This is a genomic window from Opitutus sp. sgz309028, assembly GCF_059821195.1.
This window is the reverse complement of record NZ_JCAMRR010000008.1, coordinates 1-21506: the sequence shown is the minus strand read 5'-3', so window position 1 is coordinate 21506 and position 21506 is coordinate 1. Positions and strand designations below refer to the sequence as shown.

15 protein-coding genes and 1 CRISPR repeat array are annotated in these 21506 nt (G+C 65.7%); of the genes, 11 read left to right on the top strand and 4 right to left on the bottom strand.

Features of this window, described 5'->3' with window-relative positions; translation table 11 throughout:
* Positions 1–27: 27 nt before the first annotated feature.
* The 3 genes from AC6RV7_RS20665 to AC6RV7_RS20655 are packed head-to-tail and all read left to right on the top strand — an operon-like array spanning position 28 to position 3709.
* Entirely contained in the window at positions 28–1266 is a 1239-nt protein-coding gene (locus tag AC6RV7_RS20665) for an MFS transporter (RefSeq protein WP_500096104.1), read from the top strand.
* Between the two features lie 15 nt (positions 1267–1281).
* The gene (locus tag AC6RV7_RS20660; protein WP_500096103.1) at positions 1282–2361 is read left to right on the top strand and encodes a Gfo/Idh/MocA family protein; all 1080 of its coding nucleotides are present in this window, start codon (positions 1282–1284) and stop codon (positions 2359–2361) included.
* A gap of 22 nt (positions 2362–2383) precedes the next feature.
* Positions 2384–3709, top strand: a complete 1326-nt coding sequence (locus AC6RV7_RS20655; RefSeq protein WP_500096102.1) for a 3-keto-disaccharide hydrolase — start codon at positions 2384–2386, stop codon at positions 3707–3709.
* A gap of 4 nt (positions 3710–3713) precedes the next feature.
* Here the strand turns inward: AC6RV7_RS20655 and AC6RV7_RS20650 are convergent, their stop codons facing one another.
* Complete coding sequence (locus tag AC6RV7_RS20650; RefSeq protein WP_500096101.1) at positions 3714–4592, bottom strand: helix-turn-helix transcriptional regulator; 879 nt, start codon at positions 4590–4592, stop codon at positions 3714–3716.
* A 95-nt stretch (positions 4593–4687) separates the two neighbouring features.
* On the opposite strand from AC6RV7_RS20650, the gene nagB reads away from it, so the two are divergent.
* The 6 genes from nagB to AC6RV7_RS20620 are packed head-to-tail and all read left to right on the top strand — an operon-like array spanning position 4688 to position 14213.
* A complete protein-coding gene (gene nagB / locus AC6RV7_RS20645) occupies positions 4688–6655 on the top strand; it encodes a glucosamine-6-phosphate deaminase (protein ID WP_500096100.1) in 1968 nt (655 codons plus the stop codon).
* 23 nt (positions 6656–6678) lie between these two features.
* Positions 6679–8778 (top strand): beta-N-acetylhexosaminidase, encoded by a 2100-nt coding sequence (locus AC6RV7_RS20640; RefSeq protein ID WP_500096099.1) that lies wholly within the window; start codon positions 6679–6681, stop codon positions 8776–8778.
* 46 nt (positions 8779–8824) lie between these two features.
* Complete coding sequence (locus tag AC6RV7_RS20635) at positions 8825–10630, top strand: MFS transporter (RefSeq protein ID WP_500096098.1); 1806 nt, start codon at positions 8825–8827, stop codon at positions 10628–10630.
* A gap of 29 nt (positions 10631–10659) precedes the next feature.
* Positions 10660–12045 (top strand): ROK family protein, encoded by a 1386-nt coding sequence (locus AC6RV7_RS20630; protein WP_500096097.1) that lies wholly within the window; start codon positions 10660–10662, stop codon positions 12043–12045.
* 41 nt (positions 12046–12086) lie between these two features.
* Positions 12087–12938 carry a PIG-L deacetylase family protein gene (locus AC6RV7_RS20625; RefSeq protein ID WP_500096096.1) on the top strand — a complete coding sequence of 284 codons (852 nt, stop codon included), beginning with the start codon at positions 12087–12089 and terminating at the stop codon, positions 12936–12938.
* A gap of 57 nt (positions 12939–12995) precedes the next feature.
* Positions 12996–14213, top strand: a complete 1218-nt coding sequence (locus AC6RV7_RS20620) for an acyltransferase family protein (RefSeq protein WP_500096095.1) — start codon at positions 12996–12998, stop codon at positions 14211–14213.
* Positions 14214–14331: 118 nt separating this feature from the next.
* Here AC6RV7_RS20620 and AC6RV7_RS20615 read toward each other — a convergent pair whose 3' ends face one another.
* From AC6RV7_RS20615 to AC6RV7_RS20605, 3 genes are all read right to left on the bottom strand, one after another.
* Positions 14332–15078 (bottom strand): energy transducer TonB, encoded by a 747-nt coding sequence (locus AC6RV7_RS20615; protein WP_500096094.1) that lies wholly within the window; start codon positions 15076–15078, stop codon positions 14332–14334.
* A 172-nt stretch (positions 15079–15250) separates the two neighbouring features.
* Entirely contained in the window at positions 15251–15715 is a 465-nt protein-coding gene (locus AC6RV7_RS20610; protein ID WP_500096093.1) for a PA2169 family four-helix-bundle protein, read from the bottom strand.
* A 248-nt stretch (positions 15716–15963) separates the two neighbouring features.
* Positions 15964–17088: a TonB family protein gene (locus tag AC6RV7_RS20605; protein WP_500096092.1), complete on the bottom strand. Its 1125-nt coding sequence runs from the start codon at positions 17086–17088 to the stop codon at positions 15964–15966.
* A gap of 193 nt (positions 17089–17281) precedes the next feature.
* Between AC6RV7_RS20605 and AC6RV7_RS20600 the strand changes: the two genes are divergently transcribed.
* Positions 17282–18808 carry a glycine--tRNA ligase gene (locus AC6RV7_RS20600; protein WP_500096091.1) on the top strand — a complete coding sequence of 509 codons (1527 nt, stop codon included), beginning with the start codon at positions 17282–17284 and terminating at the stop codon, positions 18806–18808.
* 274 nt (positions 18809–19082) lie between these two features.
* Positions 19083–19307 (top strand): winged helix-turn-helix domain-containing protein, encoded by a 225-nt coding sequence (locus AC6RV7_RS20595; RefSeq protein WP_500096090.1) that lies wholly within the window; start codon positions 19083–19085, stop codon positions 19305–19307.
* 328 nt (positions 19308–19635) lie between these two features.
* Positions 19636–21385: direct repeats of the CRISPR family, unit length 36 nt; unit sequence GCTGTGGCTTGCAGGGAATCGTCGAAGGGCCACGCT.
* Positions 21386–21506 lie beyond the last annotated feature (121 nt).

Below are 21506 nucleotides of genomic sequence, written 5' to 3'. Positions count from 1 at the left end.
CGCGCCCGACTCGCTTCCGCCCACCCCATGAGTTCCCCCGCTTCCTACAAAGGCCGCCTGTTCGTGATGATGGTCCTCGAAATCGCGATCTGGGGCGCCTGGCAGATCAAAATTTTCCCCTACATGGGCATGCTCGGCTTCAGCGCCGCGCAACAGGGCTGGGTCGGCAGCATCTTCGGCATCGCGTCCGTGATCGGCATCTTCTTCAGCAACCAGTTCGCCGACCGGAATTTTTCCGCGGAGCGCTTCCTCGCCTTCAGCCATTTCGTCGGCGGGCTCGCGCTGATCGGTTCGGCGTTCGCGACGACGTTCCCGGCGTTTTTCGCGATCTTCCTGCTCTACGGCTTGCTCTATGTGCCGACGCTCGCCGTCGCGAACTCGCTCGCGTTTGCCCACCTGAAGGATCCCGCAGCGGAGTTCGGTTTCGTGCGCATGGGCGGCACGGTCGGCTGGGTCGTGGTGAGCTGGCCGTTCATCTTTCTGCTCGGCGACCAAGCCGACGCCGCGCAAACGCGCTGGGTGTTCATCGTGGCGGGGTTGATCTCGCTCACGCTCGCCGCCTACAGCCTGACGCTGCCGCACACGCCGCCGCGGCGCGATGCCGTCGGTCTCGATCGTCTCGCCTGGCTGCGCGCCGCGCGGTTGCTTGCCGTGCCGCACGTGGCCGTGTTGTTCACCGTCATCCTGATCGATGCCGTGATCCACAACGGCTACTTCGTCGTCATCGACGGTTTCCTCACCCAGGTCGGCATCTCCGCGCGGATGACGATGGCAGTGAGCAGCCTCGGGCAGGTCGCAGAGATCGTCACGATGGTGGTGCTCGGTCTCGTGCTGAAACGGCTCGGCTGGAAATGGACCATGATCCTCGGCGTGCTCGGCCACGCCGCGCGCTACAGCGTGTTCGCCTTCTTCGGCACGCCGGAACACCAGTGGCTCATCGTCGCGATCCAGGTGATGCACGGCATCTGCTACGCGTTCTTCTTCGCCACGGTCTACATCTACGTCGACGCCGTGTTTCCACCCGACGTTCGCGCCAGCGCGCAGGGCGCCGCCAATCTGCTCATCCTCGGCGCCGGCATGATGATCGCGAGCCAGCTCTTCCCGCAGCTCGCCGCGCATTTCACGGTTGTCCAGCCCGACGGCGCCGCGTTGGTCGACTACCGCCAGCTCTTCCTTGTGCCCACCGCGATGGCGATCGCCGGCATCGCGCTGCTGGCGTTCTTCTTCCATCCGCCGAGCCGCCGGCCCGGCGAAACCTCTGCCTGAGCGCAGCAATTTTTCATGAGCTCTCGTTTGCGCGTTCTCGTCGTCGGTTGCGGTCACATGGGCGGTTCGCACGCCCGCGCGTATCGGGCCATGCCCGGCGATTTCGAAATCGTCGGCCTCGTTTCCCGCGGTCCTGCCTCGCGTCAAAAGCTCAACGCCGAGCTCGGCGGCGGACTCGCGGAGTTTTCCGATTTTTCCGACGCGCTCGCGCGCACCCGGCCCGACGCGGTCTGCATCAGCACGTATCCGGAAACGCACGCCGTCTACGCGCTCGCCGCGATGGAAGCCGGCGCCCACGTGTTTCTGGAAAAACCGGTCGCCGACAATCTGGCCGACGCCGAGCGGGTCATCGCCGCCGCGCGCCGGCTGCAGCGCCAGCTCGTCGTCGGCTACATCCTGCACGTGCATCCGTCGTGGCAGAAGTTCACCGAGCTCGCCCGCACGCTGGGCAAGCCGCTCGTCATGCGGATGAACCTCAACCAGCAGAGCTCGGGCGCGAACTGGGAAACCCACAAGCAGCTCCTGCGCACGACCTCGCCGATCGTCGATTGCGGCGTGCATTACGTCGACGTCATGTGCCGGATGACCGGCTCGCGTCCCGTGAGCGTGAACGGCATCGGCGCACGGCTCACCGACGAGATTGCGTCACCACAAATCAACTACGGGCACCTGCAGGTGACGTTCGCCGACGGCTCCGTCGGCTGGTATGAGGCCGGCTGGGGTCCGATGATGAGCGAAACCGCTTTCTTCGTGAAGGACGTCATCGGACCGAAGGGTTGTGTGAGCATCGTCGCGAAACGCGCCACCGGCGCGGGACGCTCCTCCGACATCGACGCGCACACGCAGACCGAGGCGCTGCGGCTTCATCACGCCGAGCGCCGCCCCGACGGCACCTTCGCGCGACCCGACGAGATGATCGATGTCACCGACGAGCCGACGCACGACGAGCTCTGCCGCCGCGAGCAGGAGGTGTTTCTCCGCGCCATCTGCCACAATACCGACCTGACCGAACACTGGCAGAGCGCACTCGACAGCCTCCGCATTGTCCTCGCCGCCGACCAATCCTTCCGCGAAGGCCGCACGATCAAACTCTGAAACGCCCCACCCAATTCCGCCCATGAACTCGTCGCTTTTCCATCGCTCGCTGGCCGTTCTCGTTCTGCTCTGTGCTCCGCTCGCCGCCGCCGTTTCCGCTCCACCGGGCTTCACCGCGCTCTACAACGGCCGCGACCTTTCAGGCTGGCGCGGCGGCGACACCTACGATCACCGGAAATGGCTCGCGTTGCCCGAAGCGGAACGTCGCGCGCGCGACGCGGAATGGACCGCGGATTTCCGCGCGCACTGGCGCGCCGACGGCGACGAACTCGTGAACGACGGTCACGGCAAATACGCCACCACCGTAGAAGACTACGGAGATTTCGAACTGCTCGCCGACTACAAGACCGTGCCGCTCGCCGACTCAGGCATCTACCTCCGCGGCTGCCCGCAGGTGCAGATCTGGGACTACACGGAACAGAAGAAATTCGCCCTCGGCGCTGACCGCGGCTCGGGCGGACTCTGGAACAATTCCCCCGGCGCCCCCGGCAAGGATCCGCTCGTGAAGGCCGACCGCCCGTTCGGTGAATGGAATCGCCTGCGCATCCTCATGGTCGGCGCGCGCGTCAGCGTCTGGCTCAACGACCAGCTCGTCGTCGATCACGCGCGGATGGAAAACTACTTCGATCGCAGCCAGCCCGTGCCGCGCCGCGGCCCGATCCAGCTGCAGACGCACGGCGGCGAGATTCGCTGGCGCAATCTCTTCCTCCGCGAGATCGCACCGACGGAAGCCAATCGCATCCTCGCGAGCCACGGCGAGAGCGCCGGTTTTAAACCGGTCTTCAACGGTCGCGACTTCACCGGTTGGGCGGGACCGACGGACAATTACCAGATCGTCGACGGCGCGATCGTCTGCCGCCGGAGCAAAGGCGGCACGATCTACACGCAGGAGGAGTTCGCGGATTTCGCCGTGCGGCTCGAATTCAAGGTCCCGCCCGGCGGCAACAACGGGCTCGCCATTCGGTATCCGGGCTCCGGTGACACCGCCTACGTCGGGATGACGGAAATCCAGATCCTCGACGATCGCTACGACGAGGTCACCGGCCGGCGGCTCGATCCGCGCCAGTATCACGGCTCCGCCTACGGGATGATCGCCGCCGCGCGCGGCTATCAGCACCCCGCGGGCGAATGGAATTTTCAGGAGGTGACCGTCCGCGGCTCGCGCGTCACCGTCGAGCTCAACGGCACCGTGATCCTCGACGGCGATCTCGCGACCGTGACGTCGTTCCTCGACCACAAGTCGCATCCGGGCAAGGACCGCCGGAGCGGGCATTTCGGTTTCGCCGGACACAACGACCCGGTCGCTTTCCGCGCGATCCGCATCAATTCGCTGGATACGGATCGCTGACGCGTCACGCACGCGGCCGCTTTCGGCGGCGCGGCCGCGCGTGCCGATACTCCATCGGCGAAATCCCATAGGCCGCGCGAAACGCGCGGCTGAAGTGATAGATCGAGCCGAAGCCGCACTGCTCGGCGATCTCCGTCACCCGCTGCGTCGACAGCCGCAGCAGTCCGCACGCTTTCTCGAGCCGCAGCCGGCGCAGATGCCGGCCGATGCTCACGCCGCATGACGCGCGGAACCGGGCCCGCAGGTGGCTCGGACTGATCCCGAGCGAACGCGCCATCTCCGCCACCCCGCGCCGCTCGCCCGCCTGTTGCGCGAGCTGGTTCACCTGCATCACGAGCTCCGGCGATTCCCCGGCCGGCGCGCGTCGCCGTGACCGTTCCGCCCGCCGCAGCCGCGCCAACAGCACCGCCAGCTGCAACACCGGCAGATCGCTGTCGCCGCCTTCCTGTTGATACGCGGTCACCAGATTTGTCGCCAACCCGCGCAGCTCCGGCGTGAGCACAAACGGTCGGAACCGCAGCGCTTCGAGCTTCGCCGGATCCGGATAATCGAAGGTCACGAACAGCCACAGCAACTCCTCCGCCTCCGCGTTCAGATAGTGGTGAAACTGAAACGGCAGCACCAGCAGCCCCTCACCGGCATCGAGTCGCAGCGCCCGATCGTCCACGCCCACCGTCGCCGCCGTGCGCAGCGCCAGGATCAGCACGCAGCGATGATGCAACGCCCGGCCGCGCCGCGGGCGATTGAGTTCGGAGGCCGCACGACGCTGGAAGCACACGACATTATCGGGCAGCGCGAGCTGGCCCGGACGCCGCCCCATCAACGCATGCGTCGGCTGCGGCAGACGGCCTACCAGGGTTTCGAGCGTGGCATCGGAAATCATTTTTGTTAAAAACATCGTCGATTTCGCCATTTTTTACCCTCAGCGCCAGCGATATGATACGCGACGTCCGCTGCTCCTCCGTTGTCGAAGCCCCCATGCCCACGCTCGTTCCTCTCCCCCGCTACGGCTGCGAACACGCGCCGATCTCCGTTTTCCCGAGCAGCCGCGAAGCCTCCCGCGCGGTCGCCGCCGAGGTGGCCGCGCTGATCCGCGCCCGCCAGCAGGAGCGGCGCACCGTGGTGCTCGGGCTCGCCACCGGATCGACGCCCGTGGCGTTTTACGCCGAGCTCGTCCGGCTGCACCGCGAGGAAGGGCTGAGTTTCGCGAACGTCGTCACGTTCAACCTCGACGAATATTGCCCGCTCCCGGCTGCCGATCCGCAAAGTTATCATCATTTCATGCGGGTGCATTTGTTCGATCACATCGACATCCGGCCGGAGAACACCCACCTCCCCGACGGCACGGTGCCCGCCGCGGAGGTCGATGCGCACTGTCGCCGTTATGAGGAAATGATCCGTGCGGCCGGCGGGATCGATTTCCAGATCCTCGGTATCGGCCGCACCGGCCATATCGGTTTCAACGAACCTGGCAGTCCGCGACGCTCCCGCACGCGCCTGGTGACGCTCGATCCGCTCACGCGCCGCGATGCTTCGGGCGATTTCGGCGGCGAGGAACACACGCCACGCTACGCGTTGAGCATGGGCGTCGCTTCCATCATGGAAGCGCGGCGGATCGTCCTCATGGCGTGGGGCCAGCACAAATCGGCGATCGTGCGCGCCGCGATCGAGGGCGAGGTGACGACGCAGATCACGGCGTCGTTCCTGCAGGAGCACGACCACGCGATGTTCGTGCTCGACGAAGCCGCCGCCGGCGGACTCACGCGCCGGCGCACGCCATGGCTCGTCGGCGCGCTCGAGGATCAGGGTCTCGCCTGGGACGAGCGCATGCAGCGCCGCGCGATCCTCTGGCTTTCGCAGCAGCGCCACAAAGCCATCCTCAAGCTGACCGACGACGATTACAACGACGCCGGCCTGCAGGACCTGCTGCGCGTGCGCGGCTCCGCTTACGAGACGAACCGCGCCGGTTTCTACCAGATGCAGCACACGATCACCGGCTGGCCCGGCGGGCGCGACCCGCTGCGCACGCAGCCGGGAGACGCTCTCGTGCGACCGCTGCGCGCGAAATCGGCCGATGTGTTTCCCAAGCGCGTGCTCGTGCTCTCGCCGCATCCGGACGACGATGTCATCGCGATGGGCGGCACGCTCTGCCGCCTCGTGGAGCAGGGCCACACGGTGGACGTCGCGTATCAGGTTTCCGGAGCCGCCGCCGTGTCCGATGAGGCGATCTGGCGCCAGCTGTATTTCTCGCTCCAGACCGGACAACTCCTTCCCCCCGCCGCACAGCGCGCGCGCGAAGCGTGCGAGGCGTTCGAGCGCGACGGTGCCCTGCCGCCGTCCGCCGAGCTGCGGCGGTGGAAAGGCCTCGTGCGCCGCCACGAAGCCGTCGCGGCCGCGCGCATCTGCGGCGTGCGCACCGACCACCTCCATTTCCTCGATCTGCCTTTTTACGAAAGTGACACGCCGCGCCGGCGCAGTCTGGCCGAGATGGACGTCACGATCATGCGCGATCTGCTGAACGAGCTGCGCCCGCACCTGATCTACGCCGCCGGCGATCTCGACGATCCGCATGGGACGCACCGGCTGTGCCTCCGCGCGTTGCGCGAAGCGCTCGCTGGCTGCGTCCGCGAGCCGTGGTTGGACGAAGCGGAACTGTGGCTCTATCGCGGCGAGTGGGCCGAATGGGAGCTCGACGAAATCGACCTCGCCGTGCCGCTCAGCCCGCAGGAAGTGCTGCGCCGCCGCCGCGCGATTTTCCGGCACGAAACCCAGAAGGACCAGGCGCTTTTTACGGGCGACGACCGACGCGAATTTTGGCAGCGCACCGAGGATCGCAGCCGCCGGCTGGCCGACGCCTACAACGCGCTCGGCCTCGCGGAATACGAGGCGATCGAAGCGTTCAAACGCGCCTCGCCCGACGAGTTTTTGCGTCAGACCGACGTCTAGCTTTGCCCCACGCTTTCTTTCGCATGACCCCAAAATCGCCCCGCTCGTCCGTCCGTCTCGTCCGCCGCACCCTCGCCCTTGCGCTGCTCGGCGTCACGCCCCTCACCTTCGCTGCCATGTCCCACGATCTGATGCCCGCGCCCGCGCAGCTGCGTTTGGCCGATGGCCGGCTGCCGGTTACGTCTGAGTTTTCCGTCGCGTTGCGCGGCCACGACGACGCCCGGTTGCGCCAGGCGATCGCGCGCGCGCTGCGCCGCTGGGAGGAGCGCACCGGCTTCACGTTTAGCCGCACGGCCGAAGCGGCGTATGTCTTCGCCACCGACGTCCGCAGCGCCTCGCTCGTGATCGACTGCGCCGCGGCGTCCCGCGACCTGCCGGCGCTCGGCGAGGACGAATCTTACACGCTCGAGATCCGGGATGCGCAGGCCGTCCTGCGCGCGCCGACCACGCTCGGTGTCCTGCGGGGACTCGAAACGCTGCTGCAGCTGCTGCAAACCGACGCCCAAGGCTGGTTCGTGCCGGCCGCGCGGGTCGAGGATCGGCCACGTTTCCCGTGGCGCGGCCTCATGATCGATGTTTGCCGTCACTGGCAGCCGATGGAGGTCATCAAGCGCAACCTCGACGGGATGGCGCTCGTGAAGCTCAACGTCCTCCACCTCCATCTCAGCGAGGACCAGGGTTTCCGCATCGAGAGCAAAACGCATCCCGAGTTGCACGAGCGCGGCTCGGATGGGCTCTATTTCACGCAGGACGAGATCCGCGAAATCATTGCCTACGCGGCCGACCGCGGGATCCGCGTCGTCCCGGAATTCGACATTCCGGGGCACGCCACGAGCTGGGTCGTCTCGCATCCCGAGCTCGCCAGCGCGCCCGGTCCCTACGAGATCGAACGCCGCTGGGGCATCTTCGATCCGGTGCTCGATCCCACCAACGAGCAGGTTTACGCGCTGCTCGCGGACGTCCTCGGCGAGATGGCGGCGCTGTTCCCCGATCCGTATTTCCACATCGGTGGGGACGAAAACAACGGCAAGCAGTGGAATGCCAATCCCCGGATCCAGGCCTTCATCCGCGACCGCGGCCTGAAGGACAACGAGGGCCTGCACGCGTGGTTCAACCAACGTATCCGCGATATCATGACAAAGCACGGCAAGAAGCTCGTCGGGTGGGACGAGATCCTGCACCCCGATCTGCCGAAGGACGCGATCGTCCATTCCTGGCGCGGCCCGAAGGGCCTCGCCGCCGCCGCGAACCAGGGCCACGCCGCGATCCTGTCCAACGGTTACTACATCGACCTCTGCTTCCCGGCGTCGCAGCACTACGCCAACGATCCGCTGCCCGCCGACACGCCGCTCACGGCCGCGCAACAGGCGATGATCCTCGGCGGCGAAGCCACGATGTGGAGCGAATGGGTCACGCCCGAAACGATCGATTCGCGGATCTGGCCGCGCACCGCCGCGATCGCGGAACGGCTCTGGTCGCCGCGCGAGGTGAACGACGTCGACGACATGTATCGCCGCCTCGCGATCGTCGGTCGCCGCCTCGAAGAGGCCGGGCTGAACCACCAGCGCAACCGGCCCGCCATGCTCCGCCGGCTCGCCGGTCCGGCGGCTTCGCCGGACGACGTCGTCACGCTGACGGCATTCGTCGACGTGATCGAGCCGGTGAAGGAGTATCAGCGTGGACAATACCATCAGAACTTCACGCAGTTCACGCCGCTCGTGACGCTCGCCGACTGCGCGCGGCCCGAAAGCGACGCCGCCCGCGAGTTTTCGCGCGCCGTCGACGCTCTGCTCGCCGCTGACGGCAAAGCGCGCCAAACGCTCGCCGACGCGGTGCGCGCGCAGTTGCAGGATTGGGAGTTGCTCGGTCGCGACGTCGCCGAACTGCTGGCAGCGCGGGCGCAGATCGGACGCGCGGGCTTGCCGGTCGCACAGTCGCTCGCCGACGCGAGCGCGGTCGGTCTTGCCGCAATGGAAGCGTTGACCGGCAACGATCGAAAATCCGCGGATTGGCGCGAGGCGCAGCTGGCCGCGCTGGAGCGCGCCGCCGCGCCGCACGATGCGATCCAGTTGCCAGCCATCGAGGCGATCCGAAAGCTCGTCCGCGCCGCGGCGGTGAAATAAACTCGGAGTCGCCGCCCTTTCTTCAGCTCAACCCCGACATCACCCCATGTCCCCGTCCACCCCTGACGCTTCCCTCGCCGCTCCGCCGAAGAACGGCTATAATCGCTTTCTCCTGATTGTCGCCGGCCTCGGCGGGTTGCTCTACGGCGTCGATGTCGGCATCATCGCCAGCGCGCTGCCCTATCTGGAGGCGACCTCCGGCCTGAACGCCGGCCAGCTGTCATTCATCGTCGCCGCCGTGCTGCTGGGGAGCGTGATTTCCACGCTGTTCGCGGGCCTGCTGGCGGACTGGTTCGGACGCAAGGCGCTCATGATCTGCAGCGGCGTGCTGTTCGTCGCCAGCATCCCGCTCATCGCGCTGGCCGACGGCTACGGTCCACTCGTATTCGGACGGCTGTTACAAGGTGTCAGCGCGGGGCTGATCGGCGTCGTCGTGCCGCTCTATCTGGCCGAGTGCCTCGGTGCGGCCAGCCGCGGTCAGGGCACCGCGATTTTTCAGTGGATGCTTACGCTGGGAATCGTCGCCGCGGCCGCGATCGGCATCTACTTCAGCATCCGCGTCGAGGAGGTGGCAAAGCTCGGCTCGCCGGAGGAGCTGCAGGCATTCAAGGACACCGCGTGGCGCAGCATCTTCTGGGTGTCGCTGCCGCCGGGGATCATCTTCGTCCTCGGCGGGTTCTTCGTCGCCGAATCGCCGCGGTGGCTGCACCGCCGGGGTCGCGAGGCAGCCGCGCGGGCGGCGCTCCTGCGTTCGCGCAGCGAGGAACAAACGCAGGTCGAGCTGCAGGAGATGGCGACCGCGCTCGCCGCCGAACGAGCGGCGGCTTCACAGACCGGCACCCGCGCCCGCGAATCGCTCCTGCGGCGCAAATACGTGATCCCGTTCGTCCTCGCGTGCATCATCCTCGCCTGCAACCAGGCGACCGGCGTCAACTCCATCATCGGCTACAACACCACCATTCTCCTGCAAAGCGGGCTTTCCGACGTGCAGGCGCACTGGGGTTATCTGATTCTCACGATCGTCAACTTCCTCGTGACCATTGGCGCGGTCGTGCTGGTGGACCGGAAGGGCCGCAAGTTTCTCCTCTCGCTCGGCAGCGCGGGCATCGTCGTGTCGCTGCTCTTCGTCGGCGGCATGTTCCGCAGCACCGAGGCGCAACGCGTCGACGTGCGCGACGCGGTCCAGGCGGAGGTTTCCGCCGACCAGAGCGCGACAGTTTCATTCAACTCCGAAAGTCTCCCGCGGCTGCTCGCCGCGGCCGGCCGCGCCGCCGACGCGCGGGCATCGACGCTCGTCGTGATTTACTCGTATGGCGATTTCCGCACGTCGACCAACGCCGTGCGCTCCGACGACCCCGCGGCCAAGCCGCTGCAGCTCACGCGCGAGAGCTGCGTGCCGCCGAATCGCGTCGTGGCGTTCTTCACCAATCCGTTTGCCGACCTCGAAGCGGCGCGCACGGCCCCGCTCAAGATCGAAAACGCCCTCGTCACGCCGGTGCCGAGCGAGCGCCACGGCTGGATCACCGCGATCGGCGTCTTCGTCTTCATGGCGTTCTTCGCCGTCGGCCCGGGCGTGTGTGTGTGGCTCGCACTTTCCGAGCTCATGCCGACGCGAATCCGCTCCAACGGCATGAGCATCGCGCTGCTGATCAACCAAGCAGTATCGACCACGATTGCCGCGATCTTCCTCCCCACGGTCGGCAAATACGGCTACTCGACGATGTTCTTCGCCTTCGCCGGCTGCACGGTCGTTTACTTCATCACCGCCACCTTCCTCCTGCCGGAAACGAAGGGCAAAACGCTGGAGGAAATCGAAGCTCATTTCAGCCGCCGCCCGCCGCGCGCGAGCTGAGCTGCCCCGACCGTCGCTCCTCTTTCGCCATGCTGAAAACCACGCCAACGCTGCGACCTCCGCTCGATCCCGAGTTCATTCCGGCGGCGCTGTGGAACCGCGGTTATCGCGAACGCGTGGCCCACGATCCCGGCGCGCGACCGTTCGCACTCGTGCTGCAACGCCCCGACGGCGGCACGTCGGTGCACGAAAGCCGTGTGCTCGCCGACGACCACCCGGCCTCCGCCTTCACGCTCCGCTACGCCGAACGGCTGCTGAAATTCCTCCTCTGGCAAAAAGGCGGGTCGCGCGTCCGCATCGTCGGCGCGCCGGAGATCGCCGACCAACTCGGGCGCATCTACAGCCCGACTGGCGAACGCGCCTTCGATTACGCGTTCATGGGCGAGAAGGTTTACCGGGAGCCGTTCAGGCTCGAAGCGGCGACGGAGTTCGAGCCCCACGCCGAAACCGCTGGCGCCTCAGTCGGCCGTCATCTCGAGGGTTGCCGCATCGGCTTCGATCTCGGCGGCAGCGATCGCAAAGCCGCCGCGCTCATCGACGGCCGCGTCGTTTATTCGGAGGAGATTCCGTGGGATCCGTATTTTCAGAAGGATCCCGCGTATCACCTCGAAGGCGTGCACGACTCGCTGCGCCGCGCCGCCGCGCATCTGCCGCGCGTCGACGCGATCGGTGGCAGCGCCGCGGGCGTTTACGTGAACAACGAAGTGCGGGTCGCCTCGCTTTTCCGCGGCGTTTCACCGGAGCTGTTCGACCGCCACATCCGGCGGATGTTTTTCACGCTCCAGGAGCGCTGGGGCGGCGTGCCGTTCACCGTGGTCAACGACGGCGAGGTGACCGCGCTCGCCGGCTCGATGGCGCTGCGCGACAACGGCGTCCTCGGCGTCTCGATGGGCACGAGCATGGCCGGCGGCTACGTGACGCCCGCCGGCGATCTCACGCCGTGGCTCAACGAGCTCGCCTTCGCTCCCGTCGACTATCGCGGGGATGCCCCGCGCGACGAGTGGTCCGGCGACCTCGGCTGCGGCGTGCAGTATTTTTCGCAACAGGGGGTCGCGCGGCTCGCGCAAAAGGCGGGCTTCGATTTCCCGCCGACCCAACCGCTGGCCGAACAGCTCGTCGCGGTGCAGGAGGCGATGCACGCCGGCGATCCGGCGGCGCTTGCGATCTACGAATCGATCGGCCGGTGCTTCGGGTATTCGGTCGCACACTACGCGGATTTCTACGAGCTGCGCCACGTCTTGGTGCTCGGGCGCGTGACGACCGGCGCGGGTGGCGACGTCATTCTCGCGCAGGCGCGCGAAGTCCTCGCGCGCGAGTTTCCGGCGCTCGCCGAGAAAATCCGGCTCAGTTTGCCCGACGAAAAGGACAAACGGCACGGCCAAGCCATCGCGGCGGCCAGCCTGCCGGCGATTTAGCCGCGTCGCGCGCCATCGCGGCCATTCATTCGTTTTCGCTTATGAAATTCACCCATCCGAAAGCCGACATCTTCGTCCCGGTCGCCAACGAAAGCGCCGAGTCTGCCCTCGCGCGCGTCTCGCATCTCTGCGTGGCCGCCCACCAGGACGACATTGAAATCATGGCCTACGCCGGCGTCACCGCCTGCCTCGACACGCCCGGCAAGGCGTTCGGCGGCGTGGTCGTCACCAACGGTGCCGGGTCGCCCCGCACCGGCGTCTACGCGCAGATGACCGACGAGCAGATGCAGGACGTGCGCCGCGAGGAACAGCGCCAGGCCGCGCGGCTCGGGCGTTATGCCATCCAGCTCCAGCTCGCGCATCCGAGCTCGGACGTGAAGCAGCGCCGGCATCCGGCGGTCTTGAGCGACCTGATACAGATTTTCTCCGGCTGCCGGCCCGAGGTGGTTTATCTGCACCAGCCGGCCGACAAGCACGACACGCACGTCGCCGTGATGGCACGCGCGATCGAGGCGCTGCGGGCGCTGCCGGCAACGCAGCGGCCGGCGCGCGTCATCGGTTGCGAAGTGTGGCGCGATCTCGACTGGCTCGTCGACAGCGACAAGGTGGAGCTCGATGCCGGCGGGCATCCGGAGCTCGCGGGCGAACTGCTGAAGGTTTTCGATTCCCAGGTGACCGGCGGAAAACGCTACGATCTCGCCACGCTCGGCCGGCGCGCCGCGCACGCGACGTTTCACACCTCGCACGCGACCGACAAGATGAGCGGCATCACGTGGGGTATCAACCTCACGCCGCTGATCCAGGACGATTCGCTCTCGATCGAGGCGTTCACCGTCGCGCATATCGAGCGGCTCCGCGCCGACATCGTGCAACGGCTTCGCGCATTCGCCTGATCCTCCGGGCGAAGACCGCCGCGTCTCGCCCGGGCGCTTGCTTTACCCCGCCAGCTCATGATGACCCCAACTCCCTCCCCTTCGCCGCGGCTCGTGTCACTCGACGCGCTCCGCGGCTTCGACATGTTCTGGATCGTCGGTGCCGATTCGCTCGTGCGCGCGCTCGACGCGCTCAGCCCCACCGCGCCGGTGCGTTTCCTGGCCGCGCAACTCGAGCACAAGGACTGGGCCGGGTTTGCGTTCTACGATCTGATCTTTCCGCTGTTCGTCTTCATCGTCGGCGTGTCGCTCGTGTTCTCGTTGACGGGCCGGCTCGAACGTGAAGGCCGGCCGGCGGTGGTGAAGAAGATCCTGCGCCGCGCGACCGTGCTTTTCCTGCTCGGCATTTTCTACAACGGCGGCCTCTCCCAACCGTGGCCCGAAGTCCGGCTCGTCGGGGTGCTGCAGCGGATCGCGCTCGCCTACGCCGCCGCCGGAATTCTCTTCTGCTATTTCCGCCCGCGCCGGCTGGTCATCATCGGCGCGGCGCTGCTGCTCGGCTATTGGGCGGCGCTTAGCTTCGTGCCGATTCGCGACATCCAACTCGATAATGCCGCGCTCGCCGCGAGGCTCGGCGTCGAGAAGCCAACGCTCGCGCAGGCGCACGCCGCCTTTGATGCCACGACCGCACGGGTGAGCGGACGTTTCGACCCCGGGCTCAATCTGACCAACCATCTCGATTTCCAATATCTGCCGGGGCGGAACTACGATAAATATTACGATCCGGAAGGATTGCTCAGCACGATTCCAGCGGTGGTGACATGTCTGATCGGCGTATTCGCCGGATTGTTACTCAAGCGGGTCGATCTCGACGCGCGCCAGAAGCTGCTGCGGCTGATGATCGGCGGGCTGCTGGCGATCGCCGCGGGCTGGCTGTGGCACCTCGATTTTCCGGTGATCAAGAAACTGTGGACGTCGTCCTACGTGCTCGTCGCCGGCGGCTACAGCCTGCTCCTGCTCGGGGCGTTTTACTATGTGATCGATGTTCGCGAATGGCGGCGCTGGTGCCAGCCGTTCGTGTGGATCGGCACGAACCCAATCACGATCTATCTTTCGTTCGGTATCATCGGCTACGATACGATCGCCCGCCGGCTCGCGGGCGGTAGCGTGGCGGCGTGGCTCGACGTGCACGTCGCACGCGGATTGGGGACGGTCACGCTCGTCGCGCTCAGCCTCGGCGCGGTGTTCGCGCTTGCACGTTTCCTGTATCGCCGCGGGATATTTCTGCGCGTTTGAAAGGGCCCAAAGTAGGGCGCGTCTTTGCCCCGCCTTTTCGGATTTCCAGTGGTCGATTGGGCGGGTCCAAGACCCGGCCCTACCCGGGAGTGTCGTGCCGGAACTACGCTGAGTCCGTTTACTTCTTGTCCGCCGCGGCAGGAGCCGGTGCGGGCTGGCTGTCCGGCGCATTTTCCGTCACGGGCGTGGTGTCGAAGAGCACCTGCAGCGTGCCGAGGCTCGGGCGCGGCGCGACGCGCCATTGCAGCTCGGCCAGATCCTGGTCGGTTTCGAACACCACCGCGATGTTCCAGCGGCAGGCGACGGGTTGGCCGTCTTTTTCCGCGGGGTTGAATTCCCAGCGGCTGATGACTTCGCGCGAGGCGGCTTCGAATTCCGAATGCGAGGCGCGCAGCGTGGTGAGCTTCGTGAGCTTGCCGTGTTCGTCGACTTGCAGCTCGAGAATCGCGCCACCCACGACGCCTTTTTCCTTCAACTCCGGCGGGTAGGCCGGAATGCCGCCGTTGCGCTTCACGCTGGGTTTGGGCGCCGCGTTGGCGTCCGGGCCTTCGTCGTCTTCGATCGGGAAAAAGAACGGGATGCGCGCCGTGTATTTCGCCGGTTTGCCGTTCTTCTCGCGCGGCGCGAGCGGCGTTTTCAACGCCATCGCGGCGGCGAGTTTGTCGATGAAATGGTCGGGCGTGGGATCGTCGGAGGAGATGATCGACAGGCTCTCTTTTTCGCCCGTCTCGGAGACTTTCGCCTCCAGCGTGACGGTGTAGCCGTGTCGGTTTTGCGCGGCCGGCGCCGGGGTTTGGGCGCGGGCGGCGAAGAGCGAGAGCACGAACAGGATTGCGACGCGGGGCAGGACAGCGACGGCTTTCATCGTGAGCGGGGACGTTGATCCGGGAGCCGATGGGTGACGATGGAAAACTGCAAAAGCCATTCAACGGCGAAAGCGATCGGCCGTCTGAAAAGACAAAGCGCCGCGCCCGGAGTCGGGCGCGGCGCTTTGGTGTTTACGTGGGAGTCGCGGCGTCCTGGAGCCGGCACGCAGTTTATTTCCGTGCGTAGGCGACGCTGTCCCGAAGTTGTTTGATGCGGTCGTGGGCTTCCTTCACGCCGGCAAACTGACGCTGCACGAGCGCGCGCGACTCGGTGTCGAGCTCAGCTTCGTTCAACGCCTCACGGTAATTTTTTACGGCCGCGTCCTCGCCGCGCTCGCATTCCGCGAGCACCGCGTGCGGCTCGTTCTTGCTCATGGCGGCCTTCAGGTCGATCCAGCCGCGGTGCAGCGAACCGCTGACGGAGCCGGACTTCTCCGGATCGCCGCCGAGGGCGCGGACAGCCTGCTGCAACTCGCGCAGGTAGTTGCTGCGCTGGGTCGCGTATTGATTGAAAACCCGCGCCAGCTCCGGGTCCTTCGCCTCCTTCGCGGCCGTGGAGTAGCCGTGTTCGCCGTCGCGGCAGGTTTCGATGAGGTCGTTGAGGACGTGGATATTCTTTTCGTTGGAGAGTCTCATGTTCGCAAATGCAGGTTGAGGGTAGCGGGGCCGGACGCGTTCGGTAGTGCCTATCGCGTGCCACCCAACCAGGCCGGCGCTAAGTCCCTCACGGATCGCGCTTCGGAATAAAACCGCGCCCGCGGCCTCCGGTGCGCGATGCAACTTTTCCGCCGTCCGGCCGCGCATGTTGCACGAGCGGGCACGCGGCGACGCGGCCTCGGATGAAGGGAAGCGACGCGCGGAACGCCTGCCCGTGGCGCGGCCGGTCAGGAGCCTTCGTCGGGCGAGCGACTTTCCGGCAGGGGCAACGATTTCGGCGCGTGCTCCGGGTTGAAGACGACGGGGATGCGCGCTTTCACGTCGACAGGTTTCCCGTCTTTCTGCGGCGGCGTGAATTGCCAGCGCGCGATCGCGGTCGCCGCGGCCCAGCCGAAATCCTCGCGCGATGCGGACGCGACGTGCGCTAGCTGGGCTCGTCCGGAGCGATCGATGATGAAATCGATCTCGGCGGTTTCGGCCGTGGGAGCCTGGCGCATCGCCTCGGGCAAGGCTGGCGCGGCGCGGTAGCGCGGCTTGGGAACTTCATCGAGCTCCTTGAAATTGCTCAGCACGGCCTCCGGCTTCTTCTTCAACAGCCCCAACAATCGCACCGTGGACGCGTTGACGGGAGAATCGCGGTCGCTGCGGTTGAACTTCTGGCGAATCCCCAACATCGCCCAGCTCGGCTGACCGTTTTTCTGCGCGGGTTCGAATTCCCACGCGGCGATCATCGCGGCGGTCGCCGCCCCGAACTCCGGGTGCGTGGCTTCGTCAACGACGACGTTCCGCGTGTGCCCGGTCGGGTCGATGAGGAACACCACGTGCGCCGAGCCCTTCACGTTCTTTTCCAACAGCTCGCGCGGATACACCGGCGCGCTGGTCAGGATCGGCCGCGGCGGTTTGTCGTAGCGAAACGGCTCCGGCAGATTTTTCGGCGCTTGAGCGGGGACCTTGAACGCCTCCACCCCGCCGCGGCCGGGTCCCACGCGGAACGGGCCGTTATCCTCCAACTCAAACCAGATCGGCTGCTGCATCAGCGTCGCCACCGGCCGGCCATCTTTCACTCCGGGTTTGAATTTCCATTTCAGCAACGCCTCCACCGCAGGACCTTCGAATTCGGGATGCGTGGATTTCACCACCTGCGGCGACCGCACTTCTCCCTCCGGATCGACGACGAACTGCAGCAGCACCTCGCCGCGGTTTCCCGTCATCCGCAGCGCCAGCGGATACTCGGGCGGCTCGCGATGCACAGGCTGCGGCGGCGTGTCGATCGGGCCGGCGACCGGCGCCTTCGCGCGCACGGATCCGGCAGATAGCAACCCGAGCACGATCGCGACAAGGAGCGTTTTCATGGCTCACGTTTCAATCGGATCTGCTCGCGGACGAAAATCCTCAACTGTCAAAAAATGACATTACGCCCGGCCTTCGTCGCGGACGTTCGCCCTGAAACGCATTCCACCACTCGCGAAACCCGCGCCGCCGGCGAGTCGCCCCGGCCATCCGCGCATTGACCCTCGCCGGATCGCCCGCCATCTCTGCCTCCCTATGTCCGATCAAGCCGCCTCTCCCGAAGTCTCCATGGACAACCTCGTCGCGCTCGCGAAGCGCCGCGGGTTCGTGTTTCAATCCTCCGAGATCTATGGCGGATTCAACGGCTTCTTCGATTACGGTCCGCTCGGCGTCGAGTTGAAGAAAAACATCCGCGACTGCTGGTGGAACGACATGGTCCGCCGCCGCGACGACGTCGTTGGCATTGAGACGTCGATCATCATGCACCCGAAGGTCTGGGAGGCGTCGGGGCACGTCGCCGGCTTCACCGATCCGCTCGTCGACTGCAAGGTGTCGAAGCAGCGCTTCCGCGCCGACCAGCTCTTTTTCTCGCCCGTGGTCGTGGACGGCAAAACCGTCGGCTACGTGTCCGCGCTCGAGTCGGAAAACACCGCCGGCGAACTCCAGGCCGCCGCGGAAAACTTCAAGCGCAAGAAGGCCATCCAGGGCGTGCTCGCGCCGGTGCAACCGCGCGACATGACCGAGGCGAAGCCCGAAGAGATCGAGCTCATCCCCTCGCCCGCCACCGGCGAGGCCGGCAGCCTCACGCCGCCGCGCGCGTTCAACATGATGTTCGAGACCTACGTCGGCGCACTGCGCGACGCCTCGGCCGTCGCCTATCTGCGGCCCGAGACGGCGCAGGGCATGTTCGTCGATTTCAAGAACGTCGTCGATACTGGCCGCGTGAAGCTGCCGTTCGGCATCGCGCAAGTCGGGAAGTCGTTCCGCAACGAAATCACGCCGCGCAACTTCATCTTCCGTTCGCGCGAGTTCGAGCAGATGGAGATGGAATATTTCATCCACGAGGACGCCGACTGGTCCCAGTGCCACCAGGAGTGGATCGAATGGTGCCGGCAGTGGCTGCTGTCCATCGGCCTCCCCGAGTCGCACCTCTCGCTCTACGCGCACCCGAAGGAGAAGCTCTCGTTCTATTCGAAGGGCACGGTGGACATCATGTTCAAGTATCCTTTCGGCGTGCAGGAGCTTTGGGGCATCGCCGCCCGCGGCAACTACGACCTTACCCAGCACGCGCAGGCCTCGGGCAAGCCGCACGAGATCTTCGACGAAGCGACGAAGAAGAAGTTCGTCCCGCATGTAATCGAGCCCGCCGTGGGCACCGACCGCATCTTCCTCGCGGTGCTCTGCGCCGGTTATGCGGAAGAGGACGTGAAGGACGAGAAGGGCAACGTCGAGAAACGCACGGTGCTCCGGCTTTCGCCCCGCATCGCGCCGGTGAAGGTCGCGGTGCTGCCGCTCCTGAAGAACAAGGAGCAGCTCGTCGGCCGCGCGAAGGAGCTCTACGCGAAGTTGAAACGCAAATACGCGGTCTTCTACGACGAAGCCGGCGCGATCGGCCGCCGCTACCGCCGCCAGGACGAGATCGGCACGCCGTGGTGCGTGACGATCGACTTCGAGACGGTGGAGAAGGACGGCACGTTCACGCTCCGCGACCGCGATTCGATGGAGCAGAAGCGCATCACCGAAGCCGAGCTCTTCGCACTGCTCGACGAGAAGGTGTATTGAGCCGGCCGTAGCCCCCGTAGCGGAACACGGCGTCCCCGCCGGGTTCGTCTTCGGCCACGCAGATCGCCGCGGCGGTCGGCCGCTCCGGAAGAACAGGCAGCGATCTCAGCCACCCCTTTCCAAGCCCGCTCCGCTTAATTATGGAAATCCATAATTAAGCGGAATGCCTTTCGCTTAAATAAGGGTTCCCATAGTTAAACGAACAACGGCGGCGCGCCTGCTACGACTTTTCCAAAGCGATCGGCAGAAACTGCACGCTCTCGGCCGCAAGGGCATGTCGGCGCTCAAACTGCACGATATCCTGCAGCGGAAACCGGTGATCACCACGCCTCGCTTGGTTTCTCACCACGGCTTCAGCGCGCCCACTGCGAACGCGGCGCTGCAGCGGATGATAGACGAGGGTATCGTCCGGGAGATCACCGGCTATGCGCGCAACCGTGTCTTTGCCTACGATGAATATCTCCGCACCCTGAACGAAGGCGCCGAGCTCAGCCCTTGACTCGCGCCATCGACGCCGCCTGCGCCCCGTTTCGCGCCGCAAGCACGCGTCGCCATCGCCGAAAGCTTGCGACAACCGTCGGCGTCCCCAGCATTTCGCGCCGAGCGAATGAACCTGTCCGGCTTCTTCGACGGCGTCTCTGACTGGAACGACTGTTGCGCTGCGCTCGCCGCGCGCACCGAGCTCGAACGCGGCACCGCGTTCGAACACATCGTCCGCCATTATCTCCAGACGGACCCCGCTTATCGCGCGAAACTCGCGGATATCTGGTTTCAGGGAATCGTCGAAGGGCCACGCTGCTCGATCAAGCCTTGGAGCGACGTGGCGAGCTGTGGCTTGCAGGGAATCGTCGAAGGGCCACGCTATTTGAGGTTCCGTCCCCGGCGGCGGTGCTGCTGTGGCTTGCAGGGAATCGTCGAAGGGCCACGCTCCGCCCCAGCCGAGTTATACGTGGATGCAAGCTGTGGCTTGCAGGGAATCGTCGAAGGGCCACGCTCGCCGCATCAGCGACGGTCGCGCTCAGTTCGCTGTGGCTTGCAGGGAATCGTCGAAGGGCCACGCTGCGCATATGCGCGATGCCCTCTGCCCAATGGCTGTGGCTTGCAGGGAATCGTCGAAGGGCCACGCTCGATGAGCTCGAATTCATCCGGTGCTCGCCGCTGTGGCTTGCAGGGAATCGTCGAAGGGCCACGCTCAGCCGAACCCCGAGAATCCGCGCACCGATGCTGTGGCTTGCAGGGAATCGTCGAAGGGCCACGCTGCCGTCTACGATCGCAGCCGCTTCATCCTTGCTGTGGCTTGCAGGGAATCGTCGAAGGGCCACGCTAGTGCCGCTCGCGGACTTCGTCGCGGTCGAGCTGTGGCTTGCAGGGAATCGTCGAAGGGCCACGCTTCGGCTCGGACATCGGCTGGGCTTACGGGCGCTGTGGCTTGCAGGGAATCGTCGAAGGGCCACGCTTCCAGGTCGAGGTGTCCAGCTGGACGGTGCGCTGTGGCTTGCAGGGAATCGTCGAAGGGCCACGCTCCGGGCTCCCATACCATCATCTGCAGCTCGGCTGTGGCTTGCAGGGAATCGTCGAAGGGCCACGCTAGTGCACGCCGTCGGAGTGTTTCCGCGTCCGCTGTGGCTTGCAGGGAATCGTCGAAGGGCCACGCTCGCCTGACACACGATCGCATCGGCACCTTCGCTGTGGCTTGCAGGGAATCGTCGAAGGGCCACGCTATCTGCGCCGGTCTCATGGGTGTAAATGTTGCTGTGGCTTGCAGGGAATCGTCGAAGGGCCACGCTAGCCCGTAAGCGCGCCCTCAAGGAGCACGCGCTGTGGCTTGCAGGGAATCGTCGAAGGGCCACGCTAGCCGGCGACGGCGAAGGGTTACAAGCTGCGCTGTGGCTTGCAGGGAATCGTCGAAGGGCCACGCTGACTTCGGTCGCGAGCGACTCGATCGACGAGCTGTGGCTTGCAGGGAATCGTCGAAGGGCCACGCTCATTTTGGAGGAATGGCGATCAACTCGGGAGCTGTGGCTTGCAGGGAATCGTCGAAGGGCCACGCTGACTTCGGTCGCGAGCGACTCGATCGACGAGCTGTGGCTTGCAGGGAATCGTCGAAGGGCCACGCTCATTTTGGAGGAATGGCGATCAACTCGGGAGCTGTGGCTTGCAGGGAATCGTCGAAGGGCCACGCTGCGTAGCGATAGAACCGCCCGTCACCGAAGGCTGTGGCTTGCAGGGAATCGTCGAAGGGCCACGCTGCGACGCGCCAGTGGATGTCCTTGACCGGGCTGTGGCTTGCAGGGAATCGTCGAAGGGCCACGCTTAGCGCCAAGCTGCGCAACTAGCAGATTCGGCTGTGGCTTGCAGGGAATCGTCGAAGGGCCACGCTTTGTCGCCCGCCGGTATCGGTATTCGGTCCGCTGTGGCTTGCAGGGAATCGTCGAAGGGCCACGCTGAACGACTATATTCGAGATTGTGTTTCCAGCTGTGGCTTGCAGGGAATCGTCGAAGGGCCACGCTATCGCGCTCGAAAAGGGCGTGATCTTTCGTGCTGTGGCTTGCAGGGAATCGTCGAAGGGCCACGCTCGCAGAGCGTGTCAGAAAGTTTGTGTGTGGATCACTGAAATGAAAGGACAAGACAGTGACCACGAAAGAGAAGCAGCTGCCGTATGGCGGCTTGGATGTGAAGTTATTGGATGAGCTGATC

Excerpts from the sequence above, each read along its gene's own strand:
- AC6RV7_RS20665 (WP_500096104.1), top strand. The coding sequence starts at position 28 with ATGAGTTCCCCCGCTTCCTACAAAGGCCGCCTGTTCGTGATGATGGTC.
- AC6RV7_RS20660 (WP_500096103.1), top strand. The coding sequence starts at position 1,282 with ATGAGCTCTCGTTTGCGCGTTCTCGTCGTCGGTTGCGGTCACATGGGC.
- AC6RV7_RS20655 (WP_500096102.1), top strand. The coding sequence starts at position 2,384 with ATGAACTCGTCGCTTTTCCATCGCTCGCTGGCCGTTCTCGTTCTGCTC.
- AC6RV7_RS20650 (WP_500096101.1), bottom strand. The coding sequence starts at position 4,592 with ATGATTTCCGATGCCACGCTCGAAACCCTGGTAGGCCGTCTGCCGCAG.
- nagB (WP_500096100.1), top strand. The coding sequence starts at position 4,688 with ATGCCCACGCTCGTTCCTCTCCCCCGCTACGGCTGCGAACACGCGCCG.
- AC6RV7_RS20640 (WP_500096099.1), top strand. The coding sequence starts at position 6,679 with ATGACCCCAAAATCGCCCCGCTCGTCCGTCCGTCTCGTCCGCCGCACC.
- AC6RV7_RS20635 (WP_500096098.1), top strand. The coding sequence starts at position 8,825 with ATGTCCCCGTCCACCCCTGACGCTTCCCTCGCCGCTCCGCCGAAGAAC.
- AC6RV7_RS20630 (WP_500096097.1), top strand. The coding sequence starts at position 10,660 with ATGCTGAAAACCACGCCAACGCTGCGACCTCCGCTCGATCCCGAGTTC.
- AC6RV7_RS20625 (WP_500096096.1), top strand. The coding sequence starts at position 12,087 with ATGAAATTCACCCATCCGAAAGCCGACATCTTCGTCCCGGTCGCCAAC.
- AC6RV7_RS20620 (WP_500096095.1), top strand. The coding sequence starts at position 12,996 with ATGATGACCCCAACTCCCTCCCCTTCGCCGCGGCTCGTGTCACTCGAC.
- AC6RV7_RS20615 (WP_500096094.1), bottom strand. The coding sequence starts at position 15,078 with ATGAAAGCCGTCGCTGTCCTGCCCCGCGTCGCAATCCTGTTCGTGCTC.
- AC6RV7_RS20610 (WP_500096093.1), bottom strand. The coding sequence starts at position 15,715 with ATGAGACTCTCCAACGAAAAGAATATCCACGTCCTCAACGACCTCATC.
- AC6RV7_RS20605 (WP_500096092.1), bottom strand. The coding sequence starts at position 17,088 with ATGAAAACGCTCCTTGTCGCGATCGTGCTCGGGTTGCTATCTGCCGGA.
- AC6RV7_RS20600 (WP_500096091.1), top strand. The coding sequence starts at position 17,282 with ATGTCCGATCAAGCCGCCTCTCCCGAAGTCTCCATGGACAACCTCGTC.
- AC6RV7_RS20595 (WP_500096090.1), top strand. The coding sequence starts at position 19,083 with ATGTCGGCGCTCAAACTGCACGATATCCTGCAGCGGAAACCGGTGATC.